Raw genomic sequence first — 13,334 nt, forward strand, 5'->3', positions numbered from 1 at the left:
GCTGATAGTAGCCGTTTCTCATATTCGGTGTTCCAGCCTGTTCGATTTCGAGGAAATTTTTCATTTCTTCCCGCATAATCAGCTCTAATTTTTCTTTCACAAATTGACGAATAACACTTTCCAGTTGATTTGCCCAGTCGACATTCGGTATACTTCTTTTAGACATAGGTAGGGTACTCCTTTCTCTGGAATGTGTTATGGCTAAATCAGAGAATACCCTACCTTTTTTCTTTTGGTCTAGCAAAATGCTTTACACAAACTTTTATACATCATCTAAAATTTTTCGGGATTCTTTCCATTTGAGATTCGGCAAGGGCGGAAACAGGTTCTAGAAACAGGTTCTTGTTTTTTGACATTTTTCATTGATATAATAATTCCAATGATTCGAACGAAGGAGAAAACGCGATTGTGCCCCATCATTTTCAAAATGAATTTATGAAAACCGTCCAGCCCCACCTCCCGGATTTATCCCGATACTGCCGCATGACGGCAGGAACGCCTTGGGACGGGGAAGATTTGCTGCAGGAAACGCTTATCAAAGCCTTCCAGTCTGCGGCTGTCTTTGTCAACCATCCGGAGCCGAAAGCCTATCTGTTCCGGATTGCCGCGAATGCCTGGATCGACCACTGCCGAAAAAATAAAGCCCCCTTGGATCCGTATCGGGAGGCCCTGCCCTTGGTTCAACCGCATGGGCTTGATTTTGAAATCCGTGAAGCCATGGAAGAACTTTTCTGCCATTTGCCTCCCCGTCAGGCATCTGTTCTGCTTCTGACGGAAGTCTTCGGATTCAGCGCCCAGTCAGCGGCGTCGATGCTGGAAATGACCGAAGGCGCTGTGAAGGCTGCCCTGCATCGCGCCCGGACAACATTGAAACGGGTAAAAAGGCGGGACGATGAGGTCCGTTCGCGATTCAAAGCGAAAAGCGTCGCAGAACTGGCCGATATCTTTCTTGATGCCTTCCAACAACATGATCCCGCTGCCGTAAGCCGGGCATACCGCTCCCTTAAGCATCGCGGGATGGAAGCGAAGCGGATCATAGGCGAAGGAATGGTTTTTTTCCAGTTGCGAGACCCGGACGGCAATGTGTTTACCGTCGCCGCACCGGCGAAAAAAATCAGGAACGGCTCATAAAAAATAACCGTATCTTTTCGTCCTTCTTCTGCGTTTATTATGTGAATCAAATCTTGCTTTAAAGGAGTTGGATTTATGGCGCTTGTGAAGAGAATCGATACCGTATTTGTACCGGTAACCGATTTGGAGAGGTCGGAAAAGTGGTACCTGGATGTGTTCCCTTTTATAGTGACTTTCCGCAGTGCCGACGGGAACTATATAGGCTTCAGCTTTAAAGACCGCCATCCGTTGCAGACGGGACTTTGCATTTATAAAACCGATAAAATCGAAAGGTTAGGGCACGTCGCATTCAATTTTTTCACGGAAGACGTGGATGGGTATCACCGATTTCTTCTGGAACGAAAGGTTAAGGTAACCGAAATTCACGAGGAGGGCGGGACAAGATTCTTCGAGTTTTTCGATCCGGACGGAAATGAGCTGAGCGCCGTCACCTTTCCGGAGTAAAAGGAGGAATGAGGGATCATGCAACGGGGGCCAACCTTGCCTGTCGGCGGGTAAAAGAAAGGGAGAAAATGCAGCGACGCAACCCGCGAAAATTGCAACCGCCGAGATTGCCGCCGCCAGTCCGGGAGGCCGGCACCGGCTCGGGATGCCCCGGAAAAAACGAAGATAAAACGCATAGAAGAAGGGGAACGGCTTCTCTCCCCCTTCTTCTTTTTTTGAATGGAAGCCGATTTTCCTGTCGCAGGCAAACGGCTTTTTTCAATTGCCGATAGCAGGATTTTGCCCTTCGAATGGTTTGCCCATTCATTAAAATCAGGCATCTGTAAAAAATTCCCTGGCGATTGATTTTCCCGCCGGCAGGTTATATTATAAATATATACGAACATATGTTTGGTATCGGGGAGGGAAGAGAATGACGAGGATCCCGGCGGAAGACCGCGATTTGATGGAGAAAGCCATCTATTATCCGATGGTGCTCAAAGTGCTGGAAAGGGATTTGCGCGTCATCGAAAAAAGCCCGTTCAAACTGCCCAATCCGTATATTTCCCTGGTGAGCGAGACGATGGCGGCCGTGCAAAAGCAGCTGCATGCGGTCAAGCGGGAGATGAAGAAAAACGGAATGAAGGTGCAGGAAACGAAGCGGGACGACACCTTTACGACCTTCCTGTTCATCTACAAAGGATACGAGGAATACCATAATTATTTCAATCCGCGGCTGCGGAACAAGGTGGAAGAGCTGTTGGCCCATTTTTTGTTCCGCCGCTTCACCGACAAAAACTCCGGGGAAAAAACGGCCGGTTAAAACCGGTAAAACCTCTTTCGCTCCAGCGCCTCCAACTGCCAGTCATGGAACAGATGCTTCGAACGTCTTTCGCTCTCCAAAAGGCGCTGTTGCATTTTCGTCTGCAAGAGGGAAGTGCGCTGATATTGGGATCGGAAGGAATTCGCGGAGATGGGCACGGAAAGGGTTTGCTTGTTGCTCAAGAGGACTTCCGTTTCCTTATTTCCTTTGCGGAAAAAGCCTTGGACATGTTCGAGGGAAAACCAGCAGCAATCGGGGCGGTTAGGCGAGGTGGTGGGGAAAAAGTAAATGGAAGAGACCGGGTCGATGACGATGGGGGATTTATGGGTGATGCCGATCAACTCTTTCGTTCCTTCCCGCCGGCCTTCGAAACTGGAGGCATAAAACCGGCAGCTCTTCTTGATGATGTCAATCGGCTTCTCCGGCACCACGTATTCGTCATCGATCTCGAAAATTTTCGAATAGATCCTGCCGCCGTACGGTACCGGCACAATGGCCATCGTGTTGACCGTCAACTCAAAATCCTCATGCAAAACTTCCTGATCGAACATCGAATCCTCCCTTTCCTGAAATTTGAAATTCAATATAATATTAACATCTGTACCAACTTATGTCACTATACTTTTTATTTTTCGAAGTTTGCAGGAAAATCGCATTTTCAAAAAATTCCTTCCCGGAACTGTTGATTTTTATCCTCCTTCTCATATAATTATTAATAAAAAACGGAAGTGAAAAATGCAAAAATTAAATTTTACGCAAAGGGGGCATGGCTATGCCGGCAAGGGAGGAGCTGAACGGGGCTTTGGCGCTGACCCGCCAGAAAGACAAGGAAAAAGGGGTCGAAGCGATCTACATCGACATTTTGATCAATGAGGCGCTGTTAAAGGAAAAAAAAGAAAAGCTGAAACAGAAGATCGACCAGGCCCTCGACCGAAATGACCGGGAAGCGTTTATGGAACTGTCCGCCCGACTCCGGGAAGTGGAAAAAGAATTGAACGCATAGGAAACTGCTGATCGGGCAGTTATTTTTTGTGCCCAAAAAAGCGCCTGACCGAAGCCTCGCCCCTTCGGATCCTGGCAGGCGATTCCAAAAAGCGCCATCGCCCCGTCCCTCCCGGGACGGACCAGCCGCGGGAGAAACGGTCAAATGAGCGCGGACACGGCGGACAAAAGAATGATGGAACCGATCACCACGACGATCACATTGGCCCCGGAAAAAGCGAGGGCAAATGCGCCAAGCGCCCCGATGATCCCGAGCAAAACGTTCTCCCCGTCGATGAAGAAGATCCCCGGAAAGATCAAGGCACCTAAAATGGCGTAAGGCACATTTTTCAACACTTCCTGCAAAAACGGCGGGAATTTGATTCCTTGCAAAACGGTGAGCGGGATGGCGCGGGGAAGGAACGTCACCAGCCCCATTCCGATGATCAAAAGGACATATCCGCTATCCATTCCGTACTTTCCCCCTTTTCCTTTTCAACCAAAAGACATATTCGACAAATACCGAAGCGGCCAAAGTGGCGATCACGATCGACCATCCCGGGGAAACGATCCGGCAGAACTGAAAAAAGGAATTGAGGAAAGCCGCCGAGCCCGCCAGGAAGAGCACTTTTCCGCTCTTTTTCATCGAGGGAACGAGAAGGCCGATGAACATCGCATATAAGGCGATGGACATGCCGTCCTGAAAGACCCCGGGAATATTGGAGCCGATGATGAAGCCGACGGCGGAAAAAAGGCACCAGCTGAAATAGGCGAGGACATTTAAACCGTACATATACAAAGTGGTCAATTTTTCATTTTTTACGGCGGCGACCGAAAAGGTTTCGTCGGTGACCCCGAAGGCGTAAATGGCCTTTTTCAGCGGATGGTCCTTTTCCACCTTTTCGTTCAAAGAAGCGCTCATCAAAAAATGGCGGATGTTGACAATAAACGTGGTGAAGATGATTTCCAGACTGCCGATATGTTTTCCGATCATATCGAGGGCCATGTATTGGGAAGCGCCGGCGTACACAAACAGGCTCATCAGCAGGCATTCGCCCAGGCTCAGTCCCGTCGATTTGGCGATGAAACCGTAAGTTAAGGCGATCGGTATGTATCCGATGGCGATCGGAACGGCATCTTGAATGCCGTCGAGGAAACGGCCGGCAATCCTCGTTCCGGACATCATGCGCAAAGCTTTTCCCCCCAAACCGCGAAATTCCTTGGCGATCCCCGCGATTTTCGCGGGCCTCTCTTTTTTGCGCTCCTCAAAGAAAAAAGGGCAGGCCAGTCCTCCCTTTTTCCGAATCCGAAGCAAATATTTTCTGCGCATCTTCAGGAAAAAAGCGCAAGAAAGGGGGAGCGTCCTTCCCCCTTTTCGGATTCCGTGAAAATGAAACGATCGTCTTTTCCCTTCACAGAACATGCAGAAGCTGCTGTCCTCACGCAAAAATTTCAGGCTTTGTGCGCTATTCGAGTATTTCCGCGATGTTTTTCCATTCCGGCTTGATTTCCACGCCCATTTCCTTCGCCGCCTTGGCATTGATGGCCAATTTTAAATTTTGCGGATAACGGACGGGCAATTCGGAAGCCTTTTTGCCTTCTTTCAAAATCGAATAAGCCAGCTGGCCCGCTTCATAGCCGATATCATAATAATCAAATCCGTATGCGGCAAATCCGCCCCGTTTGACCGAATCCAGCTCTCCGACAAAAAGCGGGATGTCGTGATCCTCCGCGGCGCCGATCACCGCCTCCAGCCCGTTTACGACCGTATTGTCGGTAATAATGTAGAATACATCCGCTTCTCCGGCCAAGGCCTCCGCTGCCTGCTTAATTTCCGAGGAATTGGAGACCACCTTTTCCACCAGCTTGAGATCGGTGTCCTTCATCGCCGCCTTTACGGCTTCAATTTGTTTGACCGAGTTTTGTTCCCCCGCATTGTAAATCGTGCCGACCCGTTTCCCCGGGAAATTTTCGGCAATGAACTGGACCGTTTTCGGGATCGCCTCCGGATGGTAATCCGTCGTGCCCGTCGCATTTTTTCCGGGGTTCTCCAGCGACTCCACCAGTTCCGCGCCGACCGGATCCGTTACGGAAGTGAAAACGACGGGGATCCCGGCAGCTTGCGCTTCACTGACGGCAGCCTGGGCGCTCGGCGTGGCATTGGCAAAAATCAAATCCGCCTTTGCGTTTACCAGGTTCTGGGCGATGGTTTTGGCATTGTTGACGTCGGCGGAGGCGTTCTGTTCGTCGAACTCCACCTTCAATCCCTTATCGGCGAGGGCCTTCTTGAACCCCTCCGTCGCCGCGTTTAAAGACGGATGGTTGGCGAAAACGGAAATCCCGATTTTATACGTCTTTTCCTTGTTTTCCCCGCTTCCGGTTTCCGATTCGTCCTTGCCGCAGCCGGCGGCAAAAATGGCGAAGGCAGCCAATAAAAAAGAAATAAGTGCGAAGGTCTTCCTGTTTACCATGCTCATCACTCGTCTAATTCTCCTCTCTCCTCATCTGAATAAAGTTAGAAAAAATTATAAAGGATTATAAAAATATTTCAAGTCAGTTTTGAAGATTTTTTCTTTATTTCCCAAAACGGCAGCCCTCGGCAAGCGGCGGGGCGGCAGACGGATCCGCATTCGGCAGAACATGATGAAGAATCTTCAACGGTCCCGCCTTTATAAATCGCCTCCGCGGCCCCGCGGCGGAACATCATGGTTCGTCTTCAACCTTTACCAGGCGCATGCTGTTTAAAGTGACGATCAACGTGGCTCCCATATCGGCAAATACCGCCAACCACAGCGTTAACCAGCCGGGCGCGATCAGCAGCAAAGCCAATGCCTTGACGCCCAAAGCGAAGGCGATGTTTTGTTTGATGATTGCCAAGGCCTTGCGGCTCAATCGGATCGTATATGGCAATTTCCTCAAATCGTCGGCCATTAAAACGATATCCGCCGTTTCGAGGGCCGTATCTGTCCCGGCTCCTCCCATTGCCACGCCGACGGTCGAAGCCGCAAGGGCCGGCGCGTCGTTCACGCCGTCTCCGACCATGGCCACGCTTCGATACTTCTCGCGAAGCGCCTTGATGAAATTCAATTTGTCTTCCGGAAGCAAATCGGCCTTTATATCGGAAACCCCGGCTTCTTTTCCGGCCGCTTCCGCGGTCCGCCGGTTATCCCCCGTCAGCATGACCGTTTTTTTGATGCCTACCCGATGAAGTTTTCGAATCGCTTCCTTGGAAGAATCTCTTATTTCGTCTGCCGCGGCGATGACCGTCAGGATTCCTTTTTCCGTTCCCAGCGCCATGACCGTTTTCCCTTGGGTTTGCAGGGCTGCAATTTGTTCTTTGATTTCCGCCGGGATGCCGTTCGGAAGAAGCTCTTCAAAAAGCCCCGGACTTCCGACATAATAGATTTCCTTCTTTACTTCGGCTTTCACGCCCTTGCCCGTAATGGATTGGAATCCTTCAACCGGTTCATCATGAAAAGGCAACCCGTCTTCTTCCGCCTTTCTTACGATCGCTTTGGCAAGCGGATGCTGTGAATTTTTTTCAATGGCGGCCGCAATGGCCAGCCCTTCCCTTTCATCCCCGCCGTAAGTGACCACATCGGTGACTGAAGGAACGCCCTTCGTTAATGTCCCCGTTTTATCGAAAGCGACCACTTCCAAGTTTCCCGCTTCTTCCAAATAGATGCCGCCTTTAATCAACACCCCGTTTTTCGCGGCATTTCCAATAGCGGTTACGATCGCGACAGGCGTGGAAATGACCAGGGCGCACGGACAACCGACGATTAACAGGGCCAGCCCCCGATAAATCCACTCGCTCCAATCAGCGCCCAACCATAATGGCGGAAAAACAGACAGCAAGAGGGCAAAAATGATAATGGCCGGTGTATAGTATTTGGCAAAGCGGTCCACAAACGCTTGAGAGGGGGCGCGCCCTGCTTGCGCTTCTTCCACCAAATGGATGATTTTCGCAAGGGTCGTATCCTCCGCACGCTTTGTGACCTTTACTTCCAATAGCCCTTCTTCATTCAATGTGCCCGCAAAAACCTCATCGCCAACCGTTTTGGTTACCGGAACGCTTTCGCCTGTTATCGCAGCCTGATTTAACGCAGAGGTCCCCTTGATGACGATTCCATCCATCGCCAATTTCTGGCCGGGTTTCACGATCATAATATCCCCGATTTGAATTTCGTCGACGGGGACCATCATTTCTTCATTTCCGCGGCGAACCCAAGCTTCCTTTGGCGCGATTTCCATCAACGATTCAATGGATTGGCGGGCCTTGTCCATGGAATAACGCTCCAGGGTTTCACTGATGGCGAAGAGAATAACAACCGCCGCACCTTCTCCCCATTCCCCGATCGCCGCGGCTCCTAAAACCGCCACAGTCATCAGCGTATTCATATCAAAATTCAATCGGACGAAGTTCCTGAAACCTTTCATAAATAGCGAATACCCGCCAATGATGATGGACAGCGCGTACCCCGTCGACGCAAAGAGATGCCCTTCCCCGTACTGTTTTCCGAAAAGCCAGCTGATCGCCAGCAAAATGGCGGAAATGCACACCTTCATGTTTTCTTTCTGTTTCCAAAAAGGTTCGCGCTTGACTGCTTTTTCTTCTTCCTCGAGAACTTTCAGATTTTCAAAAGCCCCCGCTTTTTCCAATTCTTCGATGGTGGCCGCACCCCAAACGGTAATTTTGGATGCGCCAAAGTTTACTTTGGCATCTTGTACACCCGGCAACGCTTTTACGTTATTTTCAAACTTTGCCGCACAGTTCGCGCAAGACAACCCCCGGACCCGGTAGGTTTTCGCTTCCCGCTGCTCAGACATGGGCCTTTCCCTCTTTCTCATGGGATGACGCAATCATGATCAACTGTTTCATGTGGACATCATCCAGGGAATAAAACACCAGCTTTCCCTCTTTTCGATATTTGACGGCCCCCTGTTTATAAAGGGTCCGCAAATGATGGGAGGCGGTTGCCACGGTGGTCCCGATGATATTGGCAATATCGCATACGCATAGCTCTTCCTCTTGGCAAAGGGAATAAACGATTTTTGCCCGATTTTCATCGGCAAGGGTTTTAAACAGCCGGGCAACGCCGGACAGATCTTCTTTTTGCAATTTTCCTCGGATCCGGTAGACTTTTTCTTCGTTATAACAATAAATTTCGCATGTATCATCCCTCCGCAATCCACGGTCCCCCCATCTTATTCAAATTTCCGTTTGAATATATTGTACCTCATTTTTATTCAAACGGAAATTTGAATAATAAAAAAAGGAACGAAACCGTCCCTCGCCAAAGCATCGGGCGTCCGGCAGCGGCGGCCCGGTTCCGACTCCGGAGGATCCGCCGTCGGGAAAGAATCGCGGAACCCTTTAATTTCCGGCGGCCATTGCCGGGCCGAAGACCATTCGCCAGCATTTCTTTTGGGTATGTCCCCGTTCTTGGGCATTTCTTCGGCGCCCCGAAATTGCACCCTTTTTCCCCCTTCCGTCGGCACATGCGCATCCCGGCCGCCTGCGGAAATGGTTTGAAACGATCCGCCCTTCCCTTCCCCTTGATAACAGCCTTTTCGGTGCCTGCCCGGAAGCGGGCAGGGAAAATTCATGAGCTTTGGATGATTTGATCGACCTTCTCCTTCCGTTCGGAAGGCGGCGGCTAATCCTGGGAAAGATATTTAAACCTTGACACATCATCGTCCTTTATTCCCTGCTTGTTCAGCAGCGCCCGAACGTATCTGTCCGGATTTGCGATCCGTAAAAAATCTATATTCCAGTCGCAATGGGCTTGTGCGACATGCGCCAATAAATCATCCGCCAACCCGGATACGTCATGACGGGACAGGTTTAAACCCTGCAAATCTTGATTGGAGACAAACTGAACCTTTATAAAGTTTTCTCTTGGTTCGAAAAATTTTTTATCCGCTTCATCGAGCCAAGGGTAGTCGGCGAGGGTGCCCGGTCGCTTTTGATCCGAAATGATCAAATAATTTGTACTTTCCGTGTCAGGGATTTCAATCTTCCAAATTTCAAGGGCATTCGATTTGAACATCCTTCGAATGATCATCTTTCCTGATCCCATCCTTCTATTATTGTCAGCGGACATTCCTGAGCATGAAATATGTTTCGGCACGGACCCATTCAAAAGATTTCTGAGGAATCTCGGGATTTGAAGGATCCTTCGGCGGGCGCAAGTACAAAAAAGGTTCAGGGCAAGAGACACAATCGGCGGCCTTTTGATGCCGCGCTTTCAGACAAAGGAAGATATGCGCCGGCGGCCATTTTTTCTTCCTGGTCCGCTCCTTCCTTTTCCCTCAAGCCTGAAAGGGGCGCTGGCCCGAGCGCCGGTCAGCCGCTTCCTTCCGACATCCCTGGAAAGGCCTGTTCATTTAAACGGGTGACCTTCACCCTGCGGACAATTTTAGGGATGTATAAAAAATGGGTTCCAGACGAATGCCTGAAACCCATGCTGCCGACAGCCTGCGCCGCCGGACGGCGGCTGCAAGAAGCCTTTCCCTCAATAGAGAAAGGCGAAGAATTCTTCCCTTTCGATATTTCCGAAATAATGTTTCAAGTCCACATCCTTCAAAGCTTCGGCCATGGCCTCTCTGTCGTAGCGGACGCCGGTCAGCCTCTTTTCGATGTCGGCCACATCGCCGACGCCGAAGAAATCGCCGTAGATTTTGCAGTTTTGGATGATCCCCTTGTCCACTTCGAGGCGGACGTCGATCGAACCGATCGGGAAACGTTTGGAATGCTGGATATTGAATTTCGGGGATTTTCCGTAGTTCCATTCCCATTTCTGATAGCGGTTCCTGGAAATTTCGTCGATCTTTTCCCAATCCTTTTCCGTCAGCACGTATTCGGGAATCTTTTCCTCCCCTTCAAAAATGTTTTTCAGGAGGAAGGAACGGAACTCCTCAATCGTCATCGGTTCCGGCAAAAATTCGGAAATGTTGGCGACGCGGCTCCGGACCGATTTGATCCCCTTCGACTCGATTTTTTCCTTTTTCACCTTCAGCGCTTTGGCCACATTTTCCAGTTCCGTATTCAGCAGGAGGGTCCCGTGGCTGAACATCCTTCCGCCGGTGGAAAATTGGGCGTTTCCGGAAACTTTTCTGCCCTCGACGACGATATCATTCCGCCCTTGCAATTCCGCCTTCACCCCGAGTTTGTTCAGGGCTCGGATGACCGGTTCGGTGAATTTCCGGAAATTGTGGAAGCTGTCCCCGTCGTCCTTCGTGATGAAGCTGAAGTTCAAATTCCCCAGATCGTGATAGACGGCCCCTCCGCCGGACAGCCTGCGGACGACAATGATATCGTTTTTTTCCACATAATCCGTATTGATTTCTTCGATGGTGTTCTGATTGCGCCCGATGATGATCGAAGGGCGGTTGATGTAAAAGAGCAAATAGGTTTCATTGATGTCCAAATGCTTTAAGGCGTATTCCTCGATGGCCAGATTGATCCTCGGATCGGTGATTCCTTTGTTGTCGATAAACAGCATCTTCTTTCTCCTTCCCCTCAACCTTTTTTCCAAATAAGTCCCGATTTGGCCAATTGAACGGGGCCGTTAAAGTATTTCTTCGCTTCTTCCGCCAGCTGTTCCACATCGCCGAAATGGGGAAGATGGGTCAGCATCAGTTCCTTCACCCCGGCTTTTTCCGCGAGGGTGCCCGCTTCCCTGCTGTTCATATGGCCGGCCGCCTTCCCGTCCATATGCTCATAAAAATTGCATTCGCACAGGAACAAATCCGCCCCCTTGGCCAGGTCGGCAAATTCTTCCTTATAGGCGCTGTCGGCGGTGTAGGCGAAGACTTCCCCGTCGGCTTCGATGCGGAAGGCGAAACACGGAACGGGATGGATCGTTTCCAGCATGGCGATCGAAAAGGGACCGATACGAAGTTCTTGTCCTTTTTCATAGGCGACGCCCGTCGTCGCCCCTTTCCATGTCAGTTTGGCGAAACCGTCCGGATCCAGCGTATGCCCGTAGATCGGCAAATTTTTATCGGTGCCTGTGACCAGGTTTTGGATTTGGATCGCATACTGCAGCACGCCGATATCCGCCACATGATCGGCATGGTAATGGGAGATGAGCACTGCGTCCAGATCCATTGGAGCGGTGTACTGCTGCAGTTTGGAAAGGACGCCGCTTCCGCAATCGAGAAGCAGTTTAAACCCCTTGTGCTCCAGCAGGTACCCCGTGCTTGCCTCATTCGCCTTCGGGTACCCTCCCCAGCAGCCAATGACCGTCAATTGCAAGATACTTCCCCCCAACCATTTGAATTAAGGACGGTACATCATTTTTACTATACTCTAATTATTAAAATTTTGCATCTTTCTTTACTTTTGTAGTAATACAGTGTAGAAATTTTTTGATTGTTATAATACAATAGAGGTAAGAAACGGATATTGCCCTTAAGGAGGAGAGGCGCCATGTTGATTAGCATCGTGGAGTTTTTCCGGAACCTGCCGGCAAAAACATGCGCCGGCTGCGGAAAGGAGATCGAAGAACAACATGAGTGTTACGTCGATCTTTGCCACCAATGCATGGGAATGACCGAACGGGATTAAATGGATGCCTTCGCCATACGACCGCCGCAAGCGGCTGTTCAGGCCCGCCGGATGGAGATCCGCCCGCCCGTTGAAGGGCAGGCCGAACCATCCGCCCGGCCTGTTTTTTTTGAAAGTTACGACGGAATCATGCAATTTTTAACAATCTTTGAACTTCAAGGGGGCGGCCGCCCGCAGAAGGAAATATGTGATAGAATGGAAGTATCAGCGAATTTTGGAGGGATATGCATGAAAGCTGCCGTATGGCATCAAGCGAAAGACATCCGTGTCGAAGAGGTGCAAGAACCGAAAGCGGGAAAAGGACAAGTAAAAATAAAAGTGAAGTGGGCGGGGATCTGCGGGAGCGATCTTCACGAATACGCCGCAGGGCCGATCTTCGTGCCTGTCCATGAACCCCATCCCGTCAGCAAAGACATGGCGCCCATCATTATGGGTCATGAGTTCAGCGGCGAAGTGGTCGAAGTCGGCGAAGGAGTCACGAAGGTTCAAGTGGGGGACCCGGTCGTCGTGGAACCGATCCTCCGCTGCGGCGAATGTCCGGCATGTAAAAGCGGGAAGTATAATCTTTGCGAGAAATTAGGTTTCCACGGCCTGTCCGGAGGAGGCGGCGGTTTTTCCGAATATACGGTTGTCGATGAAGTCATGGTCCACAAAATGCCGGAAGGGCTCTCCTACGAACAAGGCGCCCTCGTCGAACCGGCGGCCGTTGCCCTGCATGCCGTCCGGGTAAGCAAATTCAAAGCGGGGGACAAAGCCGCGGTTTTTGGAACCGGACCGATCGGCCTCCTGTTGATCGAGGCGTTAAAAGCGGCCGGCGCTTCGGAAATCTATGCGATTGAAGTTTCCAAAGAGCGGCTGAAAAAAGCGGAAGAACTCGGTGCGACCGCCGTCATCAATCCGATGGAAACGGATCCCGTTGAAACCCTCGTCAAATTCACGGGCGGCGGCGTCGACGTCGCTTTCGAAGTGACGGGAGTCCCCGCCGTATTGCAACAGGCGATCGACAGCACCGCCTTTGAAGGGGAAACGGTAATCGTAAGCATTTGGGAAAAACCCGCGAATATCCTGCCGAACAACGTCGTTTTAAAAGAAAGGAACGTCAAAGGGACGATCGCCTACCGGGATATTTTCCCGGCGGTTATGGAACTGATGAAACGGGGCTATTTCCAAGCGGAAAAACTGGTCACAAAACGCATCGCTCTCGATCAAATCGTAACGGAAGGCTTTGAAGCGCTGCTGAAAGAAAAAAACCAGGTCAAGATCTTGGTCAAGCCGGAATAACCGGATCGGACAGGGATGAACCGGAAGGTTCATCCCTTTTTATTTTGGCGAATTTTTCTGGCGAATTTTTCATTGGGAAATCCTTTTTCAATGCGGCAGCCGCAGGGCGATGCCCGGATG

At 50.5% G+C, this 13,334-nt stretch carries 15 protein-coding genes and 1 pseudogene; 6 read left to right on the forward strand and 10 right to left on the reverse strand.

Annotation, left to right across the window (positions count from 1 at the left end; translation table 11 throughout):
• A pseudogene (locus A3EQ_RS21465) lies at positions 1-166 on the reverse strand (IS256 family transposase); the annotation flags it as partial.
• Between the two features lie 269 nt (positions 167-435).
• On the opposite strand from A3EQ_RS21465, the gene A3EQ_RS21920 reads away from it, so the two are divergent.
• The 3 genes from A3EQ_RS21920 (at position 436) to A3EQ_RS21475 (ending at position 2,377) form a co-directional block, all read left to right on the forward strand.
• Positions 436-1,131, forward strand: coding sequence for an RNA polymerase sigma factor (locus A3EQ_RS21920; RefSeq protein ID WP_280510714.1), 696 nt, complete (start codon positions 436-438; stop codon positions 1,129-1,131).
• A gap of 75 nt (positions 1,132-1,206) precedes the next feature.
• Positions 1,207-1,575, forward strand: a complete 369-nt coding sequence (locus A3EQ_RS0118840; RefSeq protein ID WP_020156695.1) for a VOC family protein — start codon at positions 1,207-1,209, stop codon at positions 1,573-1,575.
• A gap of 412 nt (positions 1,576-1,987) precedes the next feature.
• The gene (locus A3EQ_RS21475; RefSeq protein ID WP_020156696.1) at positions 1,988-2,377 is read left to right on the forward strand and encodes a hypothetical protein; all 390 of its coding nucleotides are present in this window, start codon (positions 1,988-1,990) and stop codon (positions 2,375-2,377) included.
• Here A3EQ_RS21475 and A3EQ_RS0118850 read toward each other — a convergent pair.
• Entirely contained in the window at positions 2,374-2,928 is a 555-nt protein-coding gene (locus A3EQ_RS0118850; RefSeq protein WP_026500082.1) for a competence protein ComK, read from the reverse strand. The two genes, A3EQ_RS21475 and A3EQ_RS0118850, sit on opposite strands and share 4 nt — an antisense overlap.
• Positions 2,929-3,149: 221 nt before the next feature.
• Here A3EQ_RS0118850 and A3EQ_RS0118855 point away from each other — a divergent pair, with 221 nt between their 5' ends.
• Positions 3,150-3,380, forward strand: a complete 231-nt coding sequence (locus tag A3EQ_RS0118855) for an IDEAL domain-containing protein (RefSeq protein ID WP_020156698.1) — start codon at positions 3,150-3,152, stop codon at positions 3,378-3,380.
• A gap of 140 nt (positions 3,381-3,520) precedes the next feature.
• Here A3EQ_RS0118855 and A3EQ_RS0118860 read toward each other — a convergent pair whose 3' ends face one another.
• The 8 genes from A3EQ_RS0118860 to A3EQ_RS0118915 all read right to left on the reverse strand — a co-directional run bounded on the left by A3EQ_RS0118860 (position 3,521) and on the right by A3EQ_RS0118915 (position 11,621).
• Positions 3,521-3,829, reverse strand: a complete 309-nt coding sequence (locus A3EQ_RS0118860) for an AzlD domain-containing protein (RefSeq protein ID WP_020156699.1) — start codon at positions 3,827-3,829, stop codon at positions 3,521-3,523.
• Positions 3,822-4,544 (reverse strand): AzlC family ABC transporter permease, encoded by a 723-nt coding sequence (locus A3EQ_RS0118865; RefSeq protein WP_169382739.1) that lies wholly within the window; start codon positions 4,542-4,544, stop codon positions 3,822-3,824. Before A3EQ_RS0118865 ends, A3EQ_RS0118860 begins: the two co-directional genes overlap by 8 nt.
• Positions 4,545-4,824: 280 nt before the next feature.
• Positions 4,825-5,835 carry an ABC transporter substrate-binding protein gene (locus tag A3EQ_RS0118875; RefSeq protein WP_020156701.1) on the reverse strand — a complete coding sequence of 337 codons (1,011 nt, stop codon included), beginning with the start codon at positions 5,833-5,835 and terminating at the stop codon, positions 4,825-4,827.
• A gap of 226 nt (positions 5,836-6,061) precedes the next feature.
• The gene (locus A3EQ_RS0118885; protein ID WP_020156703.1) at positions 6,062-8,188 is read right to left on the reverse strand and encodes a heavy metal translocating P-type ATPase; all 2,127 of its coding nucleotides are present in this window, start codon (positions 8,186-8,188) and stop codon (positions 6,062-6,064) included.
• On the reverse strand, positions 8,181-8,549 hold the full coding sequence (locus tag A3EQ_RS0118890) for an ArsR/SmtB family transcription factor (protein ID WP_020156704.1): 369 nt from the start codon (positions 8,547-8,549) through the stop codon (positions 8,181-8,183). Before A3EQ_RS0118890 ends, A3EQ_RS0118885 begins: the two co-directional genes overlap by 8 nt.
• A gap of 469 nt (positions 8,550-9,018) precedes the next feature.
• Positions 9,019-9,492: a hypothetical protein gene (locus A3EQ_RS0118900; protein WP_154652926.1), complete on the reverse strand. Its 474-nt coding sequence runs from the start codon at positions 9,490-9,492 to the stop codon at positions 9,019-9,021.
• A gap of 384 nt (positions 9,493-9,876) precedes the next feature.
• Complete coding sequence (locus A3EQ_RS0118910) at positions 9,877-10,866, reverse strand: lipoate--protein ligase (protein ID WP_020156708.1); 990 nt, start codon at positions 10,864-10,866, stop codon at positions 9,877-9,879.
• A gap of 17 nt (positions 10,867-10,883) precedes the next feature.
• Positions 10,884-11,621 (reverse strand): MBL fold metallo-hydrolase, encoded by a 738-nt coding sequence (locus A3EQ_RS0118915; RefSeq protein ID WP_020156709.1) that lies wholly within the window; start codon positions 11,619-11,621, stop codon positions 10,884-10,886.
• A gap of 174 nt (positions 11,622-11,795) precedes the next feature.
• On the opposite strand from A3EQ_RS0118915, the gene yhfH reads away from it, so the two are divergent.
• Positions 11,796-11,933: a protein YhfH gene (gene yhfH, locus A3EQ_RS22320; RefSeq protein ID WP_020156710.1), complete on the forward strand. Its 138-nt coding sequence runs from the start codon at positions 11,796-11,798 to the stop codon at positions 11,931-11,933.
• Positions 11,934-12,161: 228 nt separating this feature from the next.
• A complete protein-coding gene (locus tag A3EQ_RS0118930; protein WP_020156712.1) occupies positions 12,162-13,214 on the forward strand; it encodes a 2,3-butanediol dehydrogenase in 1,053 nt (350 codons plus the stop codon).
• Positions 13,215-13,334: the final 120 nt, after the last annotated feature.

Source organism: Caldibacillus debilis DSM 16016 (assembly GCF_000383875.1).
GTDB classification, from domain to species: domain Bacteria; phylum Bacillota; class Bacilli; order Bacillales; family Caldibacillaceae; genus Caldibacillus; species Caldibacillus debilis.